Source organism: Halostagnicola alkaliphila (assembly GCF_055379965.1).
In genome coordinates, this window is record NZ_AP043825.1 from 432,253 (window position 1) to 454,875 (window position 22,623).

The window sequence follows — 22,623 nt, forward strand, 5'->3', positions numbered from 1 at the left end:
CGACCAGTCTCGTGGAACGTTTTAGTCAATTGGTGGCCCGGATTATGAGAGTGATACTCCGCTCATCACTTGGCTATGATGGTCTCGTTCGTACGTCCAGCGCGTCGCGCACTCATCATAAAGCCGCTAGCCGCTCAATTATACGGTGCCGTTTCCGAAGACGATAATTAACGCGACGCCGCCGACGACGACTACTGCAGACGCTGCGAGTTTCCACGTGATATGTTCGAGCCGCTCTGGCATGAATAGATACGAGAACACGATTACGAACAACGAACTGGTGATGTGGAGCGGGACTACCACGCTCACCGGTGCGATCTCGAGTGCTACATAATATCCTAACAGAAACAGCGTGTTGAATATGCCGGCGAGAACGAACAACTGTACGTTATTCGTACGTATCGTCGACGGTCGCGGGAGGATGTTTCGAAACCGAAGGTATAGCCCAAAGCCTAGCGTCGCGGCTACCGTCTTTATCACGAGTCCGACTGGGGCAGCCGTTCCTTCTTCGAAGCCGAAAGACGCGTAGATCGGTTCCGCACCGTAGGCGACTGCGGCCCCAAACGGTATGAGCAGTCCAATCGCCAACTCTCGAGGCGAAAGGTTGCCCGGATTATCGTGACTAGTTTCCCAAGCGATAGCCGCGACGCCTATTACGGTTAATGTAATTCCCAGAAAATGGGCGACCGACAGCGTTTCGCTTAGGAGCAACACGCCCAGTACGGTTGCGACCATCGCTTGCGTCGCGACGATCGGAGACGTCCGACTCGCACCTATTTTGCTTATACTAGTATACATAAACGCTCGTCCGAGTAGCGTTCCGAGCACGCCCGCCGCGATAAATGAGACTAGAGATACGCTGGTAAGGTTGTACGTGGGATAGTATAGTAGTAAAATCGGCGGTGCCAAAACAATCAAATTTATAACCATAACGATAAATATCGCGTCGGACGTTTTTCCGTTCTCGGTCCCGATTCGGAGGAATAGCTGGGAAAGCGCATTTGAAATTGCAGCACCGATAGCGAGAAATGATGCTAATAAATGGGCGGATTCGATAACCATCGAGTTATCAAATTCATTCTAGAAGTAATAATCTATCTAAAACGCCTCCTATGATTGGCGTGCTCGTCACCGATGCAGCAACCTCCGTAGCGAAGCGGGGATGGTACTTCAGGACGCGGGCGGCTCGATCGGTCGCTGAATACGGTCGATTTCGTCGGTATATGTGCAAATCTTGTTCTGTCCGAGAAGGTTCGGAGTTTCTTTGAAATATTCGGCCTCCCGCCTGGTGTTTCTCGTTCCGCTCGTCTCGGCCGACTCGGGGCGCACTCAACCGAGTGAGTACTTGATTCGCTTAGTCTGTCGGAGCGAATTCGCGTCTATTTTCGATGTAGTGTTATCAATGTCATTCGGTATCACAAAACGCCCGAATGGATGTTTACTATAGTACATATGTAAAAATCTCCGTTCCGTCTGTACTGCCAATAAGCCGTGTTTTGAAGCTTTATACGGCACAAGAAGTAAATTCCAATGTTTTACTCAATTAAAAATGTAGGTGAGTAGATAATAAATATAGAATCGATTCGGTTACACCGAACGAAAAAGCTGTCTTTTTCACGCTAACGGAGCGAACATTTCGAATACCGCTCTTCAGAAGCAGATTGTTGGTCGGGGAGAGCTGACGCTGAGAAGCGGAGCGGGCAAGGGTGACGCGTGAGCACCACCCGACTATGTTCCCAGTTGATGTGTTTCGTTCAGAGGCGAGCGCCGCGAACCTGCTCTAATAAATTAGTTCTGGGAATAGTCCTACTCCACCTGCCGACAGCTGGTGGCTGTAGTGGTACTACTTGTACAGCTGTTCCCAATACTTCTCTCGATCATTACTAGGAGTTCAGGGTGTCATAGAATACGTCTCACACCCCCTATCTAGTGATTATGTGGGTCTTGTTCTGGACCTCACTACCTGCAAACGCCATCGCGAGGGTTTTTTACCTGAGTCTCCGAATGTTTTGCGTGAGAACTATTGTATGACATCCTCTTACGACGAGTATTTCAAGGCCAAGGGTTCTCGTAAGCATTGCTGAAAAGACAAGGCTAATATCGGAGAATTATATATGTACTGGACATGGATACGGAAAAGGAGCCATTAGCAGGCCTACGGGTTATAGACTTCTCAGGAATTATAAGTGGTGGGTTCGCAACGGCGCAACTAGCTGATTTTGGTGCCGATGTTGTCACTATTGAACACCCTCGCAAGACGGACCCATTACGTGAGTGGCCCCCCTTCGATGAAGGTAAATCACTGTGGTGGAAGTCCATTGCCAGGAACAAACGGTGTATCACACTTGATCTGAGTACGGATAAGGGACAGACGCTTGCTCTGGATTTGATCAAGGATGCGGATATCGCGTTCGAGAATTTTAGACCGGGGACGATGGAGCGGTGGGGTCTTGGACCCGAGGAGTTACACGAACACAACCCCTCTCTTATCCTTGTCCGGTTGTCAGGATACGGACAAACGGGCCCTCAGTCGGATAAACCTGGATTCGGTACAGTTGCAGAGGGAATCTCCGGATGGGCACAGATGAACGGTTTCTCAGATCGAGAGCCACTTCTTCCGCCGATTAGCCTCGCAGATCTGACTGCTGCCCAATTTGCCGTTCACGGTGCGATGTTCGCACTCTACGAACGTGATCTGGGATCTGGCGATGGGATGGGACAGGTCATCGATGTAAGCCTGTACGAACCGTTGTTCCGCCTGTTTGTAAGTATGGTAGAGTCATATGACCAACTCGGCAGAGTTCCCGAGCGAACCGGAAACCGACACGAGAACACTTCTCCTCGTGGCACATACGAGACGAAGGATGGATATATGACCTTGTCGGCGTCGTCACAGCGAATATTTGAGAACGTCGCCCAGGCGATAGGCCGGCCAGAGCTCATCGATGACGATCGTTTCAAAACCAACGAACTGCGTGTCGAGAACGCTAACGAACTCGACCAGATTATTGAGGAGTGGACCTCGCAGCACTCGACAGAAGACGCGATCACAACGATGGAGGAGAACGGTGCAATCGTCGGTCCGGTGTACGATATATCTGATATATACGACGATGAGCATTACAAAGCCCGAAACGATATCGTCGAGGTCGACGACGACGTCTTTGGTTCACTGAAAACGGCGGCTCCGATCCCGAAGTTCTCTCGAACACCTGGGTCTATCAATCACATGGGTGTACCAGCTGGACACCACAACGAGGACGTGTATATGGGTGAGCTGCAGGTCAACAAAGAGGAGTTCGACCGACTTGTGGAAGAGGAGGTGATCTAGCGTGATATTGAGTGATGTCACATTACGAGAAGGTGAACAACAGTCTGGGACATCGTACACAGCGACACAAAAAATCAAAGCGGGAAAACAGATTGACCAGCTTGGACTCGACTATATACAGCCGGGATTTCCGGCAACAGGGAGCAAGGATCAACAGGTAATCTCGACCCTTTCAGAGGAAGTATCAGCGAATGTGGTGGGGCTTGCCCGGGCGAAACCCGCTGATATCGAGGCTGTGGCGGTAGCAGAAGCAGACGCGGTCGACATTATCGTTCCGGCGTCTGACGCTCACGTCGACCACATGATCGGGAAACCACGCGAAAATATTCACAAGATGACTGAGGAGGCGATATCGCTTGCTCGCAGCCACGGGTTGGAGGTCCATCTAAGTCTCACCGATGCGTTCCGCACAGAACCGGATGTGTTGGTTGAAGGTTTTGATAGATATTCTAACGTTGCTTATATTACGCTTGCAGATTCAGCTGGGGCAAGAGTGCCACCCTCTATTACGCAAGTTCTCGAAACGGTTACCGATTCTGTAGACCCGTCTCGTATCGGAGTTCATTTTCACGATGACCTCGGTGTTGGCACATCGAATACGTTGGCAGCGATAGCTGCGGGTGTCGAGAAGATTGACGCCAGCATCGCATCGGTCGGTGAACGCGCAGGGAACGCAGCACTAGAGGAGATAATCGTCGCGGGTACCACCGACCAGGAGATTACGTTTGATGTGGACCTTCCAAAACTTATACCCGTCTGCCAATCTGTTCTGGATCTGTTAGGGGAATCTGTCTCGGATAACAAGCCAGTCCTCGGTTCACGCGTATTCGAACATGAATCGGGACTCCACACTGCGGCTATGCTTTCAGATCCTGCTTCGTTTGAACCATTTGACCCTACCCGTTTTGGTGGAGAACGACAACTCGTGTTTGGTGTTCAAACCGGGCACGGTGCCGCGAAAATGCTCCTAGAAGAGGCGAGCGTGACAGTGTCCGACAACCACTGTCAACAGCTATTAACGTTACTCGAAAAAAATGGACCAATCGATAAAGATGAAGCATTACGTCTTATTCATTCGTACATTTCTAGCCAATAGCATATTTCCACTGAAAGGCCACAGTCTAGTTCAGCACCTCCTCGACTGGTGATCGGCCATCGAGCGCTGGACTCGGTCGATCGTGGTTGTAGTGGTGTCTGAAGCGTCTGAGCCAGCGGCGTGCGCTGGCTGGACTGCCCCGCCAGAACGAGTGAAAGCGGTCGATCCACATTGAGACGGTCTGAAACAACTTTGCGACGTGGTTTCGGTCGCTATGGTTGAGCTGACCGCTCAATTCGTAGCGAACGAGGGCAGTCAGATAGCCCTCAGCATCCACGAAAAACTTCGTATCGTCGATATTGTGTTTCTCAGTAATACGGTGTAAGAACGCCGCTGCGGGTTCAGTCCCACGGTAGCTGAATACGTCGATTTCGAGCAACAACTTCGATTTCGTGTGGATCGCAGCGTACAACCACTTTTTTCACCGTCGACCTCGACGCGCGACGGCGTCGCCGTCCTCAGGACGCTTTGCGTTCTGATGGGCCGTACAAGAACTCCGTACTCGTGGACGTCTGCGGACCGCTCTGTGCCTCTGAAAGTTTGTTCGTCCAGTTCCAAATTGCGCCGTGAGAACTGTCAAAGCCGAGTAATTCGAGGACTGCAACGACCTCCCGAACCGACAAACCCATCAAATGTAGCCCACTCCGAATACCCTGACGGATGTCGGGGTGCGCTCATTCTCCCAAACCTTATCACAATCCACATTTAAGGTCTCTCTGAGCAGGTTGGCAAGTTGCATGGACACTTCTCGCCATCATCTGCTCATTCCTCAAACTTTCATTTAGACAGTGCCGTCGTTCAGTTCCCGGTTCTTGAACGGTAGGCTGTTTGTGTGAAAGGCAATAAAGAATAGCCCGTTGTACTACAATTTTAGTTGACCTTGAGTAACCATATCTGAGAATCAGTGATGGAAGTGATACAATAATATTAGTGAAGATTTTTTTAGAATATAAATTATATAAATATAATAACTAAATAAAATAACATAGAAATTCTTATTGTAGTAGAAGGGGATTCAGACCCAATGGTGCTATTCATTACTAATGACGTTTCGGACCGACTTCTGTCCGTCGAAGAGACGTTAGATTCGTTGGAAGACGCGTTTATCCAGCTCAGCGAAGGTAACGCGACCTCCCGTCAAATGTCGAACGTTTGGTTCGAGTCCGACGATGCCACAGAGTCGTATCGGTTCGGCGACCAACTGGGAGCGATCCTTGAGCCGCCGCGCCTCGCTCTTCGCATAAAATCCGATCTACGAAAACGACTAGAAGAGAGAGAAATTAGGTACAATGTGGAACAAGGAAAGAACATGAGATTCGTGTTGCTTTTCGACGGAAAAGATGGTGAACTCCTCTCAATTATGAACGATCGAGAGTTACAGCGATTACGCGTCGGCGCAACCGCCGGTTTGGCGTGCGATTATCTCTCGAAAGAAAACGCGAACACTATTGGAATAATTGGTTCGGGAAACCTCGCACGTACACACTTGCAATCGTACGCGGCTGTGCGCGACATTGAAACTGCGAAGGTGTACAGTCCGACGATGGAGAACCGAGAACGGTACGCCGAAGAGATGAGTTCTTCGCTCGGAATTGCCGTCGATGCGGTATCGAACCCAGAAACTGCGGTTTCCGGAGCGGATATCGTTTCCACGTGCACTAACTCGGAAAATCCGGTCTACAAAGCAGAGTGGATGGAACCAGGCCAGTTCGTCTCCAACGTCGAAGCAAAGGAAATTCCCGACAGCGCTAGACGATCTGCTGATACCGTTATAACGAGCACGAACGACCCGTACCGGGAAGATTTCGTTGGTGATACTGACAATACGATCGGGATGACCGCTTTAACCGAAACCGAGTATGAGACGCTGGCGGAGGTTATCGCGGGATCGCAGGTGGGAAGAGAGAACGATGACCAGGCAATTTTCTTCGAGAATAGAGCCGTCAGTATCCAATTCCCAGCGGTCTGTAATGTGATCTACGAGAAGGCGGTTGATGCTAATTTGGGGATGAAACTCCCGTTGGACTGGTTCCAGCAAAGTGGAGCGTAACCGTCGTGGCCTCGCGATGCATCGGAACTCCTCGTGGCCGTAGAAATGGGGCGAGTTACGTCACGGACGCCTATGTTTCGGTTTCCAATTCGCAACCGACTTTCCAAACAAGCGAGACTCGGAATAGTGTCGTCTTTCAATTCTCCCAACTCCAATATTTCCCGCTTGAGTTGGGCCGAATCAGCTACGGCGTGCCGCGAGCGAATTCCGCACCCCTGATTCTCGTTTTCGAGGCCGGGTTTACACTATCTCGATTAGAATGATTCTTATAGATGGGTTTATGCCGTACAAAACACAATCACACACCTATGTCAGAACGACATCCTAAGATACATGTGCTCGCGACCGGCGGAACCATCGCAAACCCGAGAGATATCGAGGGGTACCTAACTGGCGAAGAACTCCTGAACGAAGTGCCCGAAGTGGGAGAAGTCGCGAATGTATCCGTCACGGATGTCGCGAGCACAGGCAGTAGCGGTATTTCACCGAAGATATGGTGGGCTCTTCACGAATCGATCACCGAACTCGCTGAGGGTGCTTCGAAACCGGACGGAATCGTCATCACGCACGGATCGAATACGCTTGAGGAAACTGCCTATTTCTTACAGTTAACAGTGAACGTCGATATCCCTATCGTGCTCACGGCGGCCCAACGTAATCATCGTCTTATCGGGAACGATGGTGACCGAAACTTGTTGGATGCGGTTCGGGTCGCCGGCGCCCCTCAGTCTCGAGGTCGGGGCGTGCTTGTCGTTGTAAACGATGAGATTCACAGCGCAAGAGCCGTAACGAAAGTGGTTAGCAGTAGACCCGATGCCTGGAGTTCTGGAAATCTCGGCGTTTTGGGGCTGTTAGATAAAAGAGGCGGCCTGGAATACTACCGTTCGACCGACCGCCAGCACACGACGAGTACGAGATTTGATTTAGTGGGGAAATCTTCGAAAGAGTTTCCTCGAGTTCAAATAATCCCGTCGGCGGCGGGGATGGATGGATCGTTACTTCACGCCGCGATTGATACCGATCCAGATGGATTGGTCGTCAGCGCACTCCCAACTGGGACACCGGCTAAACCGGTCGATTCAAGCACGCAGGAGGGGGCCCTCGAGGATGCCTTAGCTCAGGCCATCCCCGTAGCCTTGTCCCACAGGGGTTTCGACGGGTGGCCCTACAAGGAGGAGTCTTATATTTGGGGAGATACGCTGACGCCGCAGAAAGCTCGAATCTTACTCAGTGTTAGCTTGATGCACACGAGTGACGAAGCTGAAATACAAGAATACTTTACCGAATATTAGCGTTCGTAACCACATTTCCCCATTCGACGCTCGGTAATCGAATTCCGGAAGCAATAATTGACGCCGTTTTCCCGTAGCCGGTGGGGAAAGAAGACACTGCGACCCGACAGTAATATACTTTGAAATTCTTTGGAATTGATGTTTCTATTTCTTTCTTCAGTATCCATAAGTGGTCTCGACTTGAGTGTTAAGGCACCGCCGAACCAACACCCGAATACCGATCACTAATGAATACGTCCGAAATTAAGTTTACTGCCCTGATATGGACGACACGCATTGCTCGAAACGCCCTCTCTTCGCTTATTCCGCCCCTCATTCCGATTTTATCCGTCGCACTAGAGTATCCACTATGGCAATTGGGACTGTTGGTTTCCCTGTTCTCGCTTGGATCGGGAATGGGTCAGGCGCCGGTCGGTCATCTTGCGGATAGGTACGACCGGAAGTATATTCTTCCGACCGGCGTATTTGTCGCAGGCGCATCGTATTTGTTTTTTGCCCTCGCTCCTCAAATCGGATATATCCTTCCAAATCTCTCGGTTATTCCCTTCGACGGTACATTTATTATTATGTGTTTTTCGATGCTGATGTGCGGACTGGGAAATAGCGTTGTCCACCCGACGATTTATCCAATGATCACCGCAAACGTCCGAGAGAAAAATAAGGGGAAGGTCATGGGTATCTTCGGTAGCGCGGCAAAGTTTGGAGACTCGCTCGCCCCTATCGTAATCGGCTTACTTATCCTCGTTTTCGTCTGGGAATCGATCGTTACGTTACTTGGTGTTTTCGGGGTACTTTTCGCCATCCTGTTATTCTTCCTATTACGGGACTTTGACACCAGTCCTGCTGAAAGTCAGAGCAATCCGAGCGGTGATGACAATGGGGATGGTTCGATATGGGACGGCGACCGACGGAAATACCTCTACCCAATGGGTATTATTCTGGCATTTTTTATCACGAGAGGGTTCTCCGGTAGAGGACTGCGGACGTTCATTCCCGCGTTCATTGTTGGTGTATACGGCTATTCATTGGAGCTATTCGGAACGAGCTTCGAAGCCGAATCCGTGGCAAACTTTTACTTTTCAACGTTGCTGATTATCGCAGGATTCACGCAAATAGCGGTCGGCTATTTCTTAGGGCGAGTGGATCCACGTACGGTAATAATCACGTTTACTGGATTAACATCGATCGGAATACTTTGTCTGGCATATCTCGGACTATCGCCGAATGCATTACTGATCGTCCTGCTTCTTATCGGAATTGGCCAATGGGGTCTGAACCCGGCACGCGACTTACTCATTAGCGAAATAACCCCAGCAGCGCGCGAGGGCCGGAGTTTTGGTTACCTCTGGACTGCCTCTCACCTTACGGGAGCGGTCATTCCGACGATCATTGGATATATCGCGGATACAGTTGGACTCCGTCATAGTTTCGGCATTCTGGCCTTTTTCAGCTTTTTAGCACTCTCTTCAATCGGTCTCCTTTATAGCGACCGGCTTTATATCAAAACCCCATCGGAGGAATATCACTCGAAATAGAATAGTTAGGGCCCTGTCTAAGCTAGCAGTCGCGGGTCTGATCTCGAAAATGTCGCCATACTATCTGGAATATACTATATGCCAAAATCCGAATCCACTAACGTAGTTTTATATGCTATCGAAAACGGTAATCAGTATGACCGGTGTATCCAATTCGTTTTTGGAACGTCGGCGGACTGAACTGTTAACTAACGAGCATACTGTTCCGGCATCTCACCACGAGTTGAAGGAGCAAGCTCAAGAATGTCTCCCGAAGGGTCCGTACGACTATTTAGCGGGTGGTGCCGGTTCTGAAGGGACAATGCAAGAGAACCGAGCCATGTTTCGACGCTATCAGATCGTCAGTCGCGTACTGCGTGACGTGTCTGATCGCTCTCTCGAGACAAGTTTATTCGGCCACGACAGCGCCGCTCCGATCGCCTTAGCGCCGATCGGTGGACAGAAAACATACCACGAGGAGGGAGAACTCGCGACGGCCCGCGCGACCCGAGAACTGGGAGTTCCCATGACGGTAAGCAATCTCTGCTCACATTCGATCGAAGACATAGCGGCGGCTAACGGCGACGGGCTACGGTTTTTCCAACTCTATTGGCCGAACGATTGGGACATCGCGGCTAACTTGATCCGTCGGGCCGAAGCCGCAGGCTATGATGCGATATTTCTTACCGTTGATTCGAAAATATCGAAGTGGAGACCACGAAATCTTCAGAATGCTTACGCTGGGATCAGTAACTGTCCGAATATCATCTACGAAAGCGATCCGGTGGTTCAATCTCGTGCAGAGGCGGCCGGTCAGTCGGTGCGGGAATTCGTTCGCGAGAATCCGGCGGTTGATGACGATCCCTCGATTACTTGGGACGATTTGGACAGGCTTCGAACATGGACGGACCTGCCGATAGTTCTGAAGGGAATTCTTTCGCAGGATGACGCAAAAAGAGCCTGCGAGTGGGGGGCCGAGGGAATCGTAGTTTCGAATCACGGGGGTCGACAGATCGATGGGGAAGTGGGAGCGCTGGACCAACTCCCTGGCATCGTTGATACGATTGGTGATCGGATGACGGTGTTGCTAGATAGTGGAGTTCGAAGTGGCTCGGACGTATTTAAAGCTCTCGCGCTCGGTGCGGATGCGGTGCTGTTCGGACGCCCCTATATTTTCGGACTGGCTATTGCCGGCCAGGATGGTGTCAGGGAGTCGGTTCTCAACTGCCTCGCAGAAGTTGAGAGTATCATGGGTCTCAGTGGGTATCCTGAAATCGGTGACATTGATAGACGTGCAATTGTAGAGCGGGAAACTATTCCCGCTGATAGCGATGACAATCGCCAATAATCGAAATCCATTATTCGCTATTGTCACTACTCTTCGCAAACACTGTCAGAGAAACTAGGGTAGGAGATCAGACAATCCGACTGATGTTGTAACTCGGTTCGATGTCGGCGGTGGCTAATCGACGGTAACATCGGGGAAGGCGTTGTCCTATTTCTGATAATCGATGGATTCTTGGGTTGGATAGAAAAATACTAGTAACGAGCATAGATATCCATGTCAATACTGAGACGTTTAATATCTGGTGTTTGATGAACGTTCGTACAATCGTCGGACAGGAAGTGAAGGCACTGTGGGGAGGTGGGAAAGGCACGCCCCTAACTACGGTAACTATCGGATACGGGCTGTTGATCGGAGCTCGGATGATTTATCCAGTTATCATCCCGTATCTACAGACCGCACACGGACTGAGCCTCACGATCGCCGGTCTCCTAGTGACTACTCTTTGGCTCTTTTATTCGTTCGGTCAGCTACCGGGTGGGTTGCTTGCGGATACCTTTGACGAGCGGGCGCTCATGGCCGTAAGTATACTAATCGTCGCGGCGGCGCTAGCGCTCGTCGTTAGCGCACCGAACGCGTTGATCTTGTTCGTCGGAACGGCGATATGGGGGTTGGCTACGTCGCTGTACTCTATCGCCAGGGTAACGTATCTCTCGAACCTCTACCCTGACCGACTCGGAAGTGCTCTCGGTGTGACAATGGCTTCAGCAGACCTCGGACAAACGATAATCCCACCGGTTGCAACCATCCTTGCTGTTGGAATCGTCTGGCAAGCGGGTATAGGTTTCATGATACCACTTCTAATTTTATCGGGAATAATCATTCTCGTTACTGTTCCTACAAATGGAAAGAAGAGAGGTTCCTTAGACACCCAATCGTTACGTGATACGCTGGAGGTGTTTACGGAGTTACGTTCCCCTGCGATGAGGAACGTGATTTTAGTTATGTTTCTTTATTTTTTCGTCTGGCAATCGTTCACGGCTTTCTACCCGACGTATTTAATATCGATAAAAGGAATTTCACCATCGGTCGCGAGTGTCTTATTCGGATTCTTTTTCGCCGTCGGTGTGCTTGTAAAGCCGATTGCAGGGATGGCGTACGACCGCATCGGGGTGCGTATTTCGCTTATCTGCATTCTTCTCCCTCCGACGGTCGGATTCTTTTTCCTCCCAATAGTCAATACCGTGTGGATTCTATTCGTAATCACTGCTCTAATAAGCGTAATGCTTGGGTCGGGCGTTATCACGCAAACGTACTTGACCGACTCCTTTGCGGACGAAGTACAGGGGACCGGACTCGGTGGAGTAAAATCGTTTACGGTAACTTTCGCCGCCGGCGGGCCTGTCCTTTTCGGCATAATTGCTGATAATGGATATTTGGTCGAGGGATACGGAATGTTAGCGGTGCTCCTCATGATAGTGATTCTATTCACTTTACGAATGGAAAGCGTAAGTTAGTATTCAAAATATCGACACTACACATACTGACGAACTATGCTCTTCAGAAGCAAATTGTTGGTCGGAGAGAGCTGATACTGAGAAGCGGAGCGGGAAAGGGTGACGCGTGAGCGTCACCCGACTATGTTCCCATTCAAACTGTTTTGCTCGGAGGCGAGTGTCGCAATGGCCTCCAGTGTCCGCGCTACCGGTCTGAATCGGTGATCAAGTACGGCAGCTACCGAGAGTATCAGCGGTATCGCTGTAAGGATTATGGACGCACGTCCAACGCCACGACCGGCACGACCTTCGCGCACGCGAAGATCGGCCTCGATAAGCTGGTGTTCGCGTTTTACTCGTTGCTCCGGTTCAACACGAGTATCCACCAGTTAGACGCTGAACTTGACGTCTCTTACCGGTCACTTCACCGGCGCGTCGAGCAGTTCGCCAGAACGCTCGATGCGCCTTCTCTCGATCTCGTTGCCCCGGTCGAAATCGACGAAGTCTACGTCACCGCAGGGCTAAAAGGCCGCGAGCGGGACCATAATAACTAAGAAAACTTTTGAAAGTCAAGGAACTTCCGGCACCACTTCTTTGCGAAGGTGATGCGTTCTGTGATTTGTTCGAACGTATCCTGAACGAGGTCTTTAAATCCGTCTTCATTGTCAACAATGATCGGACACATCGTCCACTTGAGATCGCCCCAAACCTTCTCGATTGGATTGAGATGCGGTGAGCTTGATGGAAGAAAGATCAGGTCAATCCCGAGTTGATGGGTACGCTTGCGCGTGTACTTACAAACACGAGAGCCATGCTTGTCCAAGACGAGCAGAATCCGTTCTTTCTCCTCGGTTTCTTTGAACGTGACCAGACTCTCACCTCTGAGTGCGTAGAACCCGACAGTGGAATCTTCTGTCTTGACTAGCGGTCGTTCGACATGAGGATCGTCAACGTACCAAACCCGACGCGAATTATCGTATGGTTGTGGTTTCGACGCATCAAAGAAGCCGAGGACGGTGCCGCCATCGGTGCAGACATCATCGTCAACGACCCAGCCGTCATCAGTTTCACCCTCGCGTTTGTTGTGTGTCTGGTCGTCCTCGTCGAGCGCGTCGTCGACGCGCTCTTCAAGGATTTCGTCTGGGTTTCCGGCTGATGTGGACGCTTTGGCCGTGGTTTTGCGTACGAGAGCCCGAGATTCCGAAGGAAGGTACCGAGATAATTCGGACTGTACTCGACGCCGAATTCTTCCTGAAGGAGATGCTGAATCTCCTGTGACTCCCAGGGCTGGTCTTCACGAAGCATCTCAACGAGTTTTTCTTGTTGGTCTTCGTCGAGTTCGGGGATCTACCGCCCCCGAAACTCGGCATGAGTTCTTCGAAGCCACCCTCATTCCAGTCTTCTGCCCAGCGTGTCCCGGTGGCTGGCGATCGGCCCTCTCGATCGGCAGCCTCTGGAATCGTATCACCCTGATAGAGATTCTTGACAAACCCGATTCGTCGAATATGGTGCTTGTCTTCGGCTTCTCGCAGTATTTCAACAATCTCTTCCTCAGGTAGGTGACGCTTGATCTCCGTTCGGCGTGATCCCATTACCCAAGTCAAGCTCTACTTGCAAAAGTATTCATACTCATTACGGGCAGTTGGGCTTGGCCTCATGATGGCTTCCTTGGCATCTTGCCTACTCAGTGCCACGCGCTTCTGAATGCGCTGTCTAGTTGTCAGCCGTTGCCCCCCATTCGTTCATCCATGCGTGGGGACTTAGCAGGCTTTCATCCCATCAGTGCCGGAATATATCCACCATTTTTTAAGCCAATTATTCGACGCCGAAGCCTATGCGACGAACGAGTACTTCCTTCGAAAGAGCCCTTACCGCAACTTGAAGAGCGAAAACCCATTTAGCGAGTAAACAACATCGATGGTAATTCACTTCGACAGTAGGCCTGTCCTGAAGAGACAGGTCATACAATCCAGTACCTTTCCCACCCAAAAGGTTATAAATACCTGTGGTGGCAGTAAAATTGCTATGCACGTGGAATTCGAGCACCTCTCCGTCGAAAAAGAAGGAAAGATTGCCAGAATCATGCTTGATCGACCGGAGCGACTCAACGCGGTCCATCATCCAATCACTCGTGATTTAGATGCGGTGTCACAGCTACTCGAGGATGACCGGGATGTTCGATTAATTACAATCCAGGGTGCTGGACGGGCATTTTGTTCCGGCATCGATCTCAAGGAGCTTGCGAAGGGTGAGATAGACGAACGGTTCTTCCCAACCTGGGAGAGAGCGCTCCGCCGGTTCGAGACGATGGACAAACTGGTGATTTGTCTCATCGACGGCTACGCCATCGGAGGCGGATTACAGATTGCCTTAGTCTCCGATATTCGTGTCTGTACCCGTTCGGCAGAATTAGGCCTGACAGCCATCGAAGAAAGCATTCTGCCCGGTCTCGGAACGTGGCGACTGCCACAGTATGTGGGGATGGGGCGTGCAAAGAAGATGAACATCCTCGGAAATTACGTTGACGGAGAAGAAGCGAAACGGATCGGACTCGTCGATCACTTGGTTACTGAAGAGGAGAAACAGCAGGCCTTCGAAGAAATTATCGAAGACTACATGATGGTTAATTCAAAGGGTGCCAGATTAACCAAACAAGCGACTGTCGAGTCGTTCGATAGAAACTTCGAGGGGTTTCTCGATCGCTATTTGGAACTCCAAGCGGAGGCGATGGATGACGACGATTTCGAGGAAGCGATGGCCGCTATTCGGGAAGACCGTGACCCGGAGTGGGCGTGACTTTTCCCAGACCCGCTTGAGAGGAGTTAGGAAGACTGAGTTTGCCGGCTCGAGAAGGAGGGACCATCTTTGTACGACCGATAATCGACAGTTGTGATTTGTCAAATTGCATATGTGATTGTGTAATCCTCTTGCACTGGTCAATCCTGCACTCCCGTCCTTGTTTTGGCGTTCATCGTCCCTCTTGTGATCACGTCTACCGTTCGGAACAAGCGATATACCCTAGCGGTGCGTCGTCTGGTCAGTGGCGACACTGTCAGTGATGTCCTCGCAGAGTTCCTTGGACGACTCGAAAACCTCGAGTTCGATACCGAGCACAACTGCGTCGTCGGCAAACTGACCGCTCGAATCTGTCGCCCGAGATCGTTCGAGGAACTCTGCGTTCACCTGCTCGTGACAACGGGTTACAGCGGCCTCCGGTTCTTCAACGTTGATTACAACGGAGAAGAAAATTTGGGTCCGTAGAACAGTTCAATCGCGCGCCGTTCGGACCAGCAACTGCAGGGTTCGAGTACTTATCGCTAACTGGTGAGAGAACGGTCGTAATCGAACTGTGCAGCCGCCGAATCGGACGAGCCGTTCCGACAATCTCGACCAAATGTGCCCATCCCGTTCCCCTCGTTTCGATGGTCGTAACGATCGCGACCGTCGGCCGAACGGTGAACGATCCGTGGGATAATTGTGTTCGGTGCCGCCTACGCTGAATCACCCGCACCCAAAAATCACTGATGAGGAAGATAACTCGTCGCAAGTTCCTCTGTGGACTTTCGCTTTCGGCAGGAGTAGGGTCCCTTTCTTTCGCAGCGAGAGAGGGACTCCTCTCGACGTCGGACCCGGACTCGAACTCGAGTTCTACGGCTCGAGGGGGCGAGTTCGATCCGTCAGGCGACGGCTTCGGCTTCGACAATTACTCGACGCCGCCCGCGCCGCCAGAGCCGACTACACTCCTCTCTGCGCGCGACATTCAGGAATACCTGACCGCGTTGGGGGGATCCGTCGTGCAAAACCGCATGGCGGTAGAGCCGGGTCGCGGGTTCGAGCAACCGGCTCGAGCGATCGCCGACGAACTCTACGCGAACGCTAACCGGTTGTTCGGAACACGAGGATACTGCTTCGGGATTGCGATGGCGTCGCAGTGGTACTTCGAAGAGCCATCGGCCGTCCCCGTCGAGCACGACTCGATAAGCGAGATCACCGACGTGAACGAGCCACTCGGCGAGTCCAGTTCGCCCGTGAGAGCGGACATCGAGCGTTTCCACCGAAGCCAGTTTCTGCACCCCGAAGCCTGGAGCGAACGGTGGGTGCTCCTTCGACCGGCGTTAATCGACTACCGGTCACAGGCACGCGAGATTCGCGCGGCGATCGACGCGTTCGGTTCCGCGGGGGTGACGGTGAGCGGAAGCGAGGTCCTCGACGGTCATTACGTTCTCCTCTACGACTACGAAGCGAGCGAGAACAGCGTAATGTTCACCGCGTACGATCCGAACGACGACGCTGACGAGCACGCCGAACTGGACGATCCACACGCGATTGGGGTCGATACGACCAGCGGAGAACCGCTTATGGGGACGTACGAGGGGGAGTATGATCGGTTTCTCTTCAGCGAAATCGATCGATCCATTCGGCTGGCAGTCGAACCGAACCGCGTTTGAAACTGAGTCAACTCTGTCGGAGCGTCTCCGACGCCAGTGTGAGACATTCACTACGGATCGACGCAGTTTCCCTCTGGACGGCTCTTTTCCTCTACTACGTTTTCCCGCGTTGCTTCGAATACCGCTCACCACAGTCTATTTATCCCCCGTTGAGATCATAGCAGATCATACGAGGGTGTCATAGAACGATTCACATGCCGTTCCTTTCAAGCTATTTGAGCTGAACTATCTGTTCACTACGGATGCAGACCGAACTTTTGCTCTGCGGGCGCGACTCCGTCGCGCCCTCGGCAAAACTTCGATGAAAAGCACTCCTCCCTCCCCTACGGGTCGGTCGTCGGCCCGCTCGCTCACTGTGTTCGCTCGCGGTGAGTGCACACTGCTTGTCCTGTACTTGTCGTTCGTCGCGTAGTCGTGAAGAAGGCATGCGAACTGTTCTATGACGCCCTCGATCATGCCACTACCACCACCTTCGTATTGTGATATTGTAACTATATTGCTATACGAATGGGTCAAGTATATTTTTGCTATCAACAGTTTTAAACAGTATATGTGACTAGATACTACTACTATCACAGGTATATTGGTGAAAAAAGACCCTTCTGAGAGATTTCTTTGTGGTTTCGCTATTTGATTCCCCAAGTTTTCAAACCTGATGAATAAATTAGTTCGGCAGCGCGGTCAATCCGGACAGAATAGTTTATACGCGAGATTCGGGATAGCTGTTCCGTAATTCGTCGGTCCAAAACCCTTCAATCGGGAATGGAGTATTGGTGCAATAATTCAATACAATATCGAATAGTGAGAACACATAATTTAATAAACAATATTGGGAGAGCCTTAAACCAAGATAGATAACTCTGCGTGGTCTTTGTTTTCCGAATCATTTTTGCACGATCGGGTTACTTCGACTCCGGATTCGGTTGTTCTACATCGGCGGTCAGATTCGTGAGAAGCCGTTCCAGTTCACTTCGACGATTGCTAGTGCCGAGCCAGTTCTTTACGAACGAGAACGTGCCTCCAAACGTGAACGTCGACCTAACCGTAACTCGAGTCCGGTCTCGACCCTGAAACGTGATTTCCGTACGCATTTCCTCGAACGGTCCACTCTCTCCGACCTGCGTGTACCGATAGCCGTCCTCGAGTTTCGTGAATGCTAGGGTCAGTTCAATGGTGTCCCCAGCGAGGGTTAGTACTGTCTTCGAATCCGATTCGTCTACCGATTGGATGGTGTACGTGTTGGCGTATTCGACGATCGACCTTGGCGAGAGCTCTCGTTCGACCCGTTCGGGGGGAACATCGAGTTCGGTAGAGAGTTCAACCGTTTTCATTGAGCGGAGATTTGACTGCTACGGTAATATAGCTAGTACTTAGCAACTGCGATCGTGTGTTAATTATTTTCTCACGGAGATCGGTAACACGCTCGCCGTGAACCGGTCTGCCAGCGATAATAGACGGTATCGAGACGAATTCGTGTTTTTGCTAGCTTCGTCTGCCGATCACGGTCGAGTCCTGGCCGACTCGACTCGCTCTTTTCGGTTGGAACGACCGAGTTACACTCTAACCCAACACCCTCGTTCGAGGAGGCCACAGAGGCCCGGACGAGCGACACATTCGGGGATCGGAACGGCAATAATAGAGACAATGTCGTGAGAAGTACATTCTTCGGAAACGGGTCACATTTTGAGTTGTACTGACGAATGATTCGGCTATTTATACTGATCCGTTCCGGGAGCTATCCAGTAACCGGAATGATTATATAATGCATTATCACAATACCGTGATTTTATTATGTATTATAATGTATGATGGTGCGGGATGGTCGCACTACCCAAGAAAAGAACGAATTTGCCGGATTCGCGTACTGTAGCTGTCATAACCGAATTAACGAGAGATCGTGACCGGGTGAATCGCGGATGGTGGTAGATGTTATCGCCGCGTCCTTACCGCTCGTAATCGTTGCAGTACTGATTATCGGGTTTTTGTGGCCGGCGACGCGAGCGATGCCGATCGCCTGGATAGCTGCACTGATCATCGGGTACATCATGTGGAACAATCCGCCGGAGTATCTCGCCGCGGCGTCGATCGTGGGAGTGATGACTGCTCTCGAGATCCTCTGGATCGTCTTCGGGGCGCTCGTCCTGCTCTATACGTTGATGCAAGTGGGTGCCTTCGATCGGATCAACAGGGGGTTTACCACCATTTCGGACGATAGGCGCGTACAGATCGTCCTCCTCGGCTTTCTGCTCGCGACGTTTATCGAAGGTGCAGCAGGGTTCGGTACACCAGCAGCAGTCGTTGCTCCGCTGTTGCTCGCCCTCGGATTCCCGGCGCTTGCAGCCGTGCTCGCCGCACTGATCGGTCACATCATCGCCGTGACCTACGGTGCGGTCGGGACGCCGATAATCGTCGGTATTCAGGATCCGCTCGCGAGCGTCACGTTCACGGAAGAGGCCATACAATCCGAGGGAATGAGCGTTTCCGAGTACTCCGTTGAAGTTGCTGCCTGGGCCGCAACCTACCACGCGTTGGTCGGTTTCGTCATGCCGCTGTTCGCGGTGGCAATGGTCGCCTACTTCTTCAGCCCGAAGGGGGAGCGGTCGATCAAGCCGGCCCTGGCGGTCTGGCCGCTATGTCTGTTTGCCGGCATTTCGTTTGCGATTCCGTACTGGCTTTCGGCGTGGTTTCTCACCGCGGAGTTCCCATCGTTGATCGGCGCGATGGTCGGTTCCGCTATCGTCGTTCCGGCGCTCAAAGCAGGGTACTTCCTTCCCGACGACACGTGGGATTTCCCGCCGCGCGAAGAGTGGCCCGACCACTGGGTCGGAACGATCGAGCCAGGGACCAACGGCGGCAACGGCCCAGGAGCGACCGACGGTGAACAGTCGATGTCGCTGTTCAAGGCGTGGTCACCGTACCTTTTCCTCGTCTTGTTGCTCGTGGTCACCCGCGTTATCGAGCCGATTTCGGAGTTCCTCACCAGTTCGTTGTTCGTTCTCGAGTGGTCGAACATCCTGGGGACGCCACACGGGGCCGGTATCGAATGGGGCTTTGCTCCGGGAATGTGGTTGCTCGTGAGTGCGATCATCGCCATACCGTTATTTAGTATGAACGGTGGCGAAGTGAAAGACGCGTGGTACGAAGCTGGAGAAAAGATCATTTCACCACTGATAGCACTCGTGTTCGTTATCGCGATGGTTCAAGTGATGCTCCTTTCGGGCGAAGCGCCTAACGCTCCGGATGTCGGTAGTATGATCGAAGTGCTCGCCGTTGCGACCGCGAACCTGTTCGGTCCGGTCTATCCGGCGATCGCGCCATTGATCGGTGCGCTCGCAGCGGCGATGACGGGATCGAACACCACGTCGAACATTACCTTCGGCGCGTTCCAATTCGAGGCAGCATCGGAACTCGGGCTGCCGACGCAGATCATCGTCGGTGCACAGGCGGTCGGTGGTGCGATCGGCAACTTGGTTGCAATCCACAACATCATCGCAGCACTCGCAACCGTCGGCCTCGTCGGTGAAGAAGGGCGTATCATGCGTCTGAACTTGATTCCGCTCGTCTATTACGCTGTATTCGTCGGCTTCTGGGTGATGCTCTTCGTCTACGTGATGCCCGACGTGTATCCGGAGGTGTTCGACGTCTTCTAACAACGCGACCCGTCTCGAGCCTTCCTGTGATGAATTTGAAGGGTGAGAAAGATGGTCTCGCTCGAGAACTTTACTTGTCGGCTCCACGATGAAAACACACCCAGCTCGCACATATCGATTTTCCGAGCGGTATAGGAGAACGTCCCAGGGTGGAATCCGATAGGCAGGGGCGACAAGCCACTCAGTAGACACCAAACCAGTAGATAATGATGGAATGCAGACATCGCTCTTGATTTGAGTCTCCTAGTGGTGTCGCAGTACGAACTACAAACAGGGCGAAAATCCAGGCCGAACGAAGGTCGTGGTATGAGATGAATTGTATAATACCCTCGTTGGTTAGTAAAACCAGCTCCGTACGCTATCTGATGCCCGACGATCAACTTCCTCGATAGGTTGTGTATCCCCCCGGCGACAGGAGAAGGGGGACGTGGTACTGTTCGTCAACGTCATCAATGACGAACCGAACAGGAACCGTCTCTAAGAACGACGATTCCGACTGCGCTTTTCGATAGTAGGCCCCGACGTCGAACAGGAGTTGGTACGTACCGGTTTCCATCTCGTCTTCAGTCAACAGTGGCTCATCGAGCCGCCCATCGTGGTTTGTTGTTCCCTGGATAATCGTTTCTGCAGCGCCCGAATCATCGATTCGCTGGAGCACCACGTCGACACCGGATGCGGGACCTTCACGGCTGGTATCAAGAACGTGTGTAGTCAGTTCTGAGGTCATTGTTCCTCCAAGTCACTGCGGTCCATAGAAAACTGTTGATAGCCGGTTGGCCGGGGCGGTTCTCTGAATACCTTCGCGTCTCCTTCGAGGTCATCACGCACCTCAATCCACGTTCGATTGTTCGCTTCGAAGCTGACGTCCTTGAGCTCCGGATATCGTTCCAAGACTCGGAGACCAATCTGATAGAGTAGATCTTGGATTGAGTTCGAATCGACCTCGTGGAACACTACTTGGGCGATATCACGGACCTGTTCAGCCGGAACATATCGTCGCGGTTCTTCTCCCAGTGCATCCGCTGACTCGCCGTAGGTCCAGAAGATATCGAGAGAGATATAGAGTGCGCGGTCCTCCCGCTCTGGGAGCGTCGTATACTCATCTTGGACGTAGCCCGTGAACGAGTTTTCTTTCACTTTGATGAGTTCGATCCCCGTAACGCCGCTTGTCTGCTCTTTGAACTCAATGGAGCCATCGTCCCGTTCAAGGTATACTTCTCCGAACGCCGATTCGTCATCGGAGACCCGGAAAACGAGGTCACTTGGCTCAAACCCATCATCTCCGGGAACGGGCCGCTCGTCGAACGGATACTCAGTCGCCGACATTTTCACCGCCTCCACGTGCGAGTACGTCTCCAGAAATTCGTTCCCGACGAAGTGGAGAAATCCCTCCGCTGTCGCCCCCTCGTACTCCCCCGCCTGATGAAGAACGAAGTTCTTCATCGAGTCCGTCGCCACTACCTTGGTGTTGTCCCCCTCGCTAAAGGACGGTAAAAATTCCTCACCCTCGAACTGTACGCGGACTTCCAGTCCAAAGAGGATGTTATCTCGCCCGTCGAAAGACGATTCCGGAATAGTACGAACGCCTTCGAGTGGATTGGCGTAGGTCCGGTAGACTGCGATCTTTTCTTTCCCGTAGTTCATTATTCGTCGATCAGTACTCCGCACGTCGGTATCGATTTCGTTGCTGTGGCTCATGTGTGGTAAGTTGGGTATCTCAGTATCTCGACGTTCGTCAGCATGTTCGGGGAGTTAGTTATTCTCGAGTGCGTTGGTCCTCATCTGTCGCTACTAGCTCTTCGAGTCGAAGTTTCGCGATGTCGTCGACTTCGTCTAAGGCGGTCTGGAATTCCTCGGACTTAGTACGATCAATCCGTTCTTCCATGGCGTTTTGGATCGTCTCAACTGACTCCTCTCGCACCGACATGAGAAACGGGAAGCCAAACGTATCCCGGTACGTCGTATTCAGTTGCTGGAACGTTTTGTACTGTTCAGCGCTTAATTGATCGAGTCCGGCAGACGCTTGTTCTTCCTCCGACTCATCGGTCATTTCAATATTTTTACCGAGGTCGGGATGGGCTCGTAAGAGGTCTAGTTGTTTCTTCTGTGACGCGTTCCGGACGGCATCCGCCATGGTCTGGCGTACGTCTTCGGGAGAAGAAAACGGTCGTTCCGACCACGTTCGCTCAGCTACCCATGGTGATTCCTCGTATATGCCACCGAGAATATCAACGAACCGCTCTTTGTCAGCTTGGTTGAGATCCTCAACCGTGAGTCTCGTCATCCCATCTCAATTATATACTACTCTTCACTTAAAACTTTCTTCGAACAATATCCGTCGAAAGCGACGGAGGTAGCTCTCCGTTCTACGAGCGACCCTCAAAACAGTATCAGTCCCGGCACCCTGTGCCGACATATCCTACTCGATTCGAACATACGGATTGCTCCCCACACAGCGATT

At 51.8% G+C, this 22,623-nt stretch carries 16 protein-coding genes and 3 pseudogenes; 11 read left to right on the forward strand and 8 right to left on the reverse strand.

What is annotated here, in order from left to right; all coding sequences use genetic code 11:
* Positions 1-138: 138 nt before the first annotated feature.
* The gene (locus ACZ5C7_RS04290; RefSeq protein ID WP_464374869.1) at positions 139-1,062 is read right to left on the reverse strand and encodes a DMT family transporter; all 924 of its coding nucleotides are present in this window, start codon (positions 1,060-1,062) and stop codon (positions 139-141) included.
* A 1,063-nt stretch (positions 1,063-2,125) separates the two neighbouring features.
* On the opposite strand from ACZ5C7_RS04290, the gene ACZ5C7_RS04295 reads away from it, so the two are divergent.
* Together ACZ5C7_RS04295 and ACZ5C7_RS04300 are read left to right on the forward strand one after the other, a co-directional pair.
* Positions 2,126-3,331: a CaiB/BaiF CoA transferase family protein gene (locus tag ACZ5C7_RS04295; protein ID WP_464374870.1), complete on the forward strand. Its 1,206-nt coding sequence runs from the start codon at positions 2,126-2,128 to the stop codon at positions 3,329-3,331.
* Position 3,332: 1 nt separating this feature from the next.
* Positions 3,333-4,427, forward strand: a complete 1,095-nt coding sequence (locus ACZ5C7_RS04300; protein WP_464374871.1) for a LeuA family protein — start codon at positions 3,333-3,335, stop codon at positions 4,425-4,427.
* A 25-nt stretch (positions 4,428-4,452) separates the two neighbouring features.
* Here ACZ5C7_RS04300 and ACZ5C7_RS04305 read toward each other — a convergent pair.
* Positions 4,453-5,166, reverse strand: a pseudogene (locus ACZ5C7_RS04305) (IS6 family transposase).
* 285 nt (positions 5,167-5,451) lie between these two features.
* On the opposite strand from ACZ5C7_RS04305, the gene ACZ5C7_RS04310 reads away from it, so the two are divergent.
* From ACZ5C7_RS04310 to ACZ5C7_RS04335, 6 genes and pseudogenes are all read left to right on the forward strand, one after another.
* The gene (locus ACZ5C7_RS04310; protein WP_464374872.1) at positions 5,452-6,477 is read left to right on the forward strand and encodes an ornithine cyclodeaminase family protein; all 1,026 of its coding nucleotides are present in this window, start codon (positions 5,452-5,454) and stop codon (positions 6,475-6,477) included.
* A gap of 308 nt (positions 6,478-6,785) precedes the next feature.
* Positions 6,786-7,769 carry an asparaginase gene (locus ACZ5C7_RS04315; protein ID WP_464374873.1) on the forward strand — a complete coding sequence of 328 codons (984 nt, stop codon included), beginning with the start codon at positions 6,786-6,788 and terminating at the stop codon, positions 7,767-7,769.
* A gap of 227 nt (positions 7,770-7,996) precedes the next feature.
* Entirely contained in the window at positions 7,997-9,304 is a 1,308-nt protein-coding gene (locus ACZ5C7_RS04320) for an MFS transporter (RefSeq protein WP_464374874.1), read from the forward strand.
* A 136-nt stretch (positions 9,305-9,440) separates the two neighbouring features.
* Positions 9,441-10,631, forward strand: coding sequence for an alpha-hydroxy-acid oxidizing protein (locus tag ACZ5C7_RS04325; protein ID WP_464374875.1), 1,191 nt, complete (start codon positions 9,441-9,443; stop codon positions 10,629-10,631).
* A 248-nt stretch (positions 10,632-10,879) separates the two neighbouring features.
* Complete coding sequence (locus ACZ5C7_RS04330) at positions 10,880-12,085, forward strand: MFS transporter (protein ID WP_464374876.1); 1,206 nt, start codon at positions 10,880-10,882, stop codon at positions 12,083-12,085.
* 123 nt (positions 12,086-12,208) lie between these two features.
* A pseudogene (locus ACZ5C7_RS04335) lies at positions 12,209-12,615 on the forward strand (transposase); the annotation flags it as partial.
* Here ACZ5C7_RS04335 and ACZ5C7_RS04340 read toward each other — a convergent pair.
* Positions 12,615-13,656 (reverse strand): annotated as a pseudogene (locus ACZ5C7_RS04340) (IS630 family transposase). The pseudogenes ACZ5C7_RS04335 and ACZ5C7_RS04340 sit on opposite strands and share 1 nt — an antisense overlap.
* A gap of 433 nt (positions 13,657-14,089) precedes the next feature.
* On the opposite strand from ACZ5C7_RS04340, the gene ACZ5C7_RS04345 reads away from it, so the two are divergent.
* Positions 14,090-14,860, forward strand: coding sequence for an enoyl-CoA hydratase/isomerase family protein (locus ACZ5C7_RS04345; protein WP_464374877.1), 771 nt, complete (start codon positions 14,090-14,092; stop codon positions 14,858-14,860).
* A gap of 222 nt (positions 14,861-15,082) precedes the next feature.
* Here the strand turns inward: ACZ5C7_RS04345 and ACZ5C7_RS04350 are convergent, their stop codons facing one another.
* The gene (locus ACZ5C7_RS04350) at positions 15,083-15,247 is read right to left on the reverse strand and encodes a hypothetical protein (protein WP_464375263.1); all 165 of its coding nucleotides are present in this window, start codon (positions 15,245-15,247) and stop codon (positions 15,083-15,085) included.
* 341 nt (positions 15,248-15,588) lie between these two features.
* Here ACZ5C7_RS04350 and ACZ5C7_RS04355 point away from each other — a divergent pair, with 341 nt between their 5' ends.
* Positions 15,589-16,512 carry a hypothetical protein gene (locus tag ACZ5C7_RS04355; RefSeq protein WP_464374878.1) on the forward strand — a complete coding sequence of 308 codons (924 nt, stop codon included), beginning with the start codon at positions 15,589-15,591 and terminating at the stop codon, positions 16,510-16,512.
* A 902-nt stretch (positions 16,513-17,414) separates the two neighbouring features.
* Here ACZ5C7_RS04355 and ACZ5C7_RS04360 read toward each other — a convergent pair.
* Complete coding sequence (locus tag ACZ5C7_RS04360) at positions 17,415-17,843, reverse strand: SRPBCC family protein (RefSeq protein ID WP_464374879.1); 429 nt, start codon at positions 17,841-17,843, stop codon at positions 17,415-17,417.
* Between the two features lie 585 nt (positions 17,844-18,428).
* On the opposite strand from ACZ5C7_RS04360, the gene ACZ5C7_RS04365 reads away from it, so the two are divergent.
* Positions 18,429-20,162 carry an L-lactate permease gene (locus ACZ5C7_RS04365; protein ID WP_464374880.1) on the forward strand — a complete coding sequence of 578 codons (1,734 nt, stop codon included), beginning with the start codon at positions 18,429-18,431 and terminating at the stop codon, positions 20,160-20,162.
* 376 nt (positions 20,163-20,538) lie between these two features.
* Here the strand turns inward: ACZ5C7_RS04365 and uraH are convergent, their stop codons facing one another.
* From uraH to uraD, 3 genes are read right to left on the reverse strand one after another with little or no spacing between them, the layout of a single operon-like run.
* Positions 20,539-20,889 (reverse strand): hydroxyisourate hydrolase, encoded by a 351-nt coding sequence (uraH, locus tag ACZ5C7_RS04370; RefSeq protein WP_464374881.1) that lies wholly within the window; start codon positions 20,887-20,889, stop codon positions 20,539-20,541.
* A complete protein-coding gene (pucL, locus tag ACZ5C7_RS04375; RefSeq protein ID WP_464374882.1) occupies positions 20,886-21,860 on the reverse strand; it encodes a factor-independent urate hydroxylase in 975 nt (324 codons plus the stop codon). The genes uraH and pucL overlap by 4 nt, the downstream gene beginning before the upstream one ends.
* A gap of 58 nt (positions 21,861-21,918) precedes the next feature.
* Complete coding sequence (uraD, locus tag ACZ5C7_RS04380) at positions 21,919-22,446, reverse strand: 2-oxo-4-hydroxy-4-carboxy-5-ureidoimidazoline decarboxylase (protein WP_464374883.1); 528 nt, start codon at positions 22,444-22,446, stop codon at positions 21,919-21,921.
* Positions 22,447-22,623: the final 177 nt, after the last annotated feature.

Excerpts from the sequence above, each read along its gene's own strand:
- ACZ5C7_RS04290 (WP_464374869.1), bottom strand. The coding sequence starts at position 1,062 with ATGGTTATCGAATCCGCCCATTTATTAGCATCATTTCTCGCTATCGGT.
- ACZ5C7_RS04295 (WP_464374870.1), top strand. The coding sequence starts at position 2,126 with ATGGATACGGAAAAGGAGCCATTAGCAGGCCTACGGGTTATAGACTTC.
- ACZ5C7_RS04310 (WP_464374872.1), top strand. The coding sequence starts at position 5,452 with ATGGTGCTATTCATTACTAATGACGTTTCGGACCGACTTCTGTCCGTC.
- ACZ5C7_RS04315 (WP_464374873.1), top strand. The coding sequence starts at position 6,786 with ATGTCAGAACGACATCCTAAGATACATGTGCTCGCGACCGGCGGAACC.
- ACZ5C7_RS04320 (WP_464374874.1), top strand. The coding sequence starts at position 7,997 with ATGAATACGTCCGAAATTAAGTTTACTGCCCTGATATGGACGACACGC.
- ACZ5C7_RS04325 (WP_464374875.1), top strand. The coding sequence starts at position 9,441 with ATGACCGGTGTATCCAATTCGTTTTTGGAACGTCGGCGGACTGAACTG.
- ACZ5C7_RS04330 (WP_464374876.1), top strand. The coding sequence starts at position 10,880 with ATGAACGTTCGTACAATCGTCGGACAGGAAGTGAAGGCACTGTGGGGA.
- ACZ5C7_RS04345 (WP_464374877.1), top strand. The coding sequence starts at position 14,090 with ATGCACGTGGAATTCGAGCACCTCTCCGTCGAAAAAGAAGGAAAGATT.
- ACZ5C7_RS04355 (WP_464374878.1), top strand. The coding sequence starts at position 15,589 with ATGAGGAAGATAACTCGTCGCAAGTTCCTCTGTGGACTTTCGCTTTCG.
- ACZ5C7_RS04360 (WP_464374879.1), bottom strand. The coding sequence starts at position 17,843 with ATGAAAACGGTTGAACTCTCTACCGAACTCGATGTTCCCCCCGAACGG.
- ACZ5C7_RS04365 (WP_464374880.1), top strand. The coding sequence starts at position 18,429 with ATGGTGGTAGATGTTATCGCCGCGTCCTTACCGCTCGTAATCGTTGCA.
- uraH (WP_464374881.1), bottom strand. The coding sequence starts at position 20,889 with ATGACCTCAGAACTGACTACACACGTTCTTGATACCAGCCGTGAAGGT.
- pucL (WP_464374882.1), bottom strand. The coding sequence starts at position 21,860 with ATGAGCCACAGCAACGAAATCGATACCGACGTGCGGAGTACTGATCGA.
- uraD (WP_464374883.1), bottom strand. The coding sequence starts at position 22,446 with ATGACGAGACTCACGGTTGAGGATCTCAACCAAGCTGACAAAGAGCGG.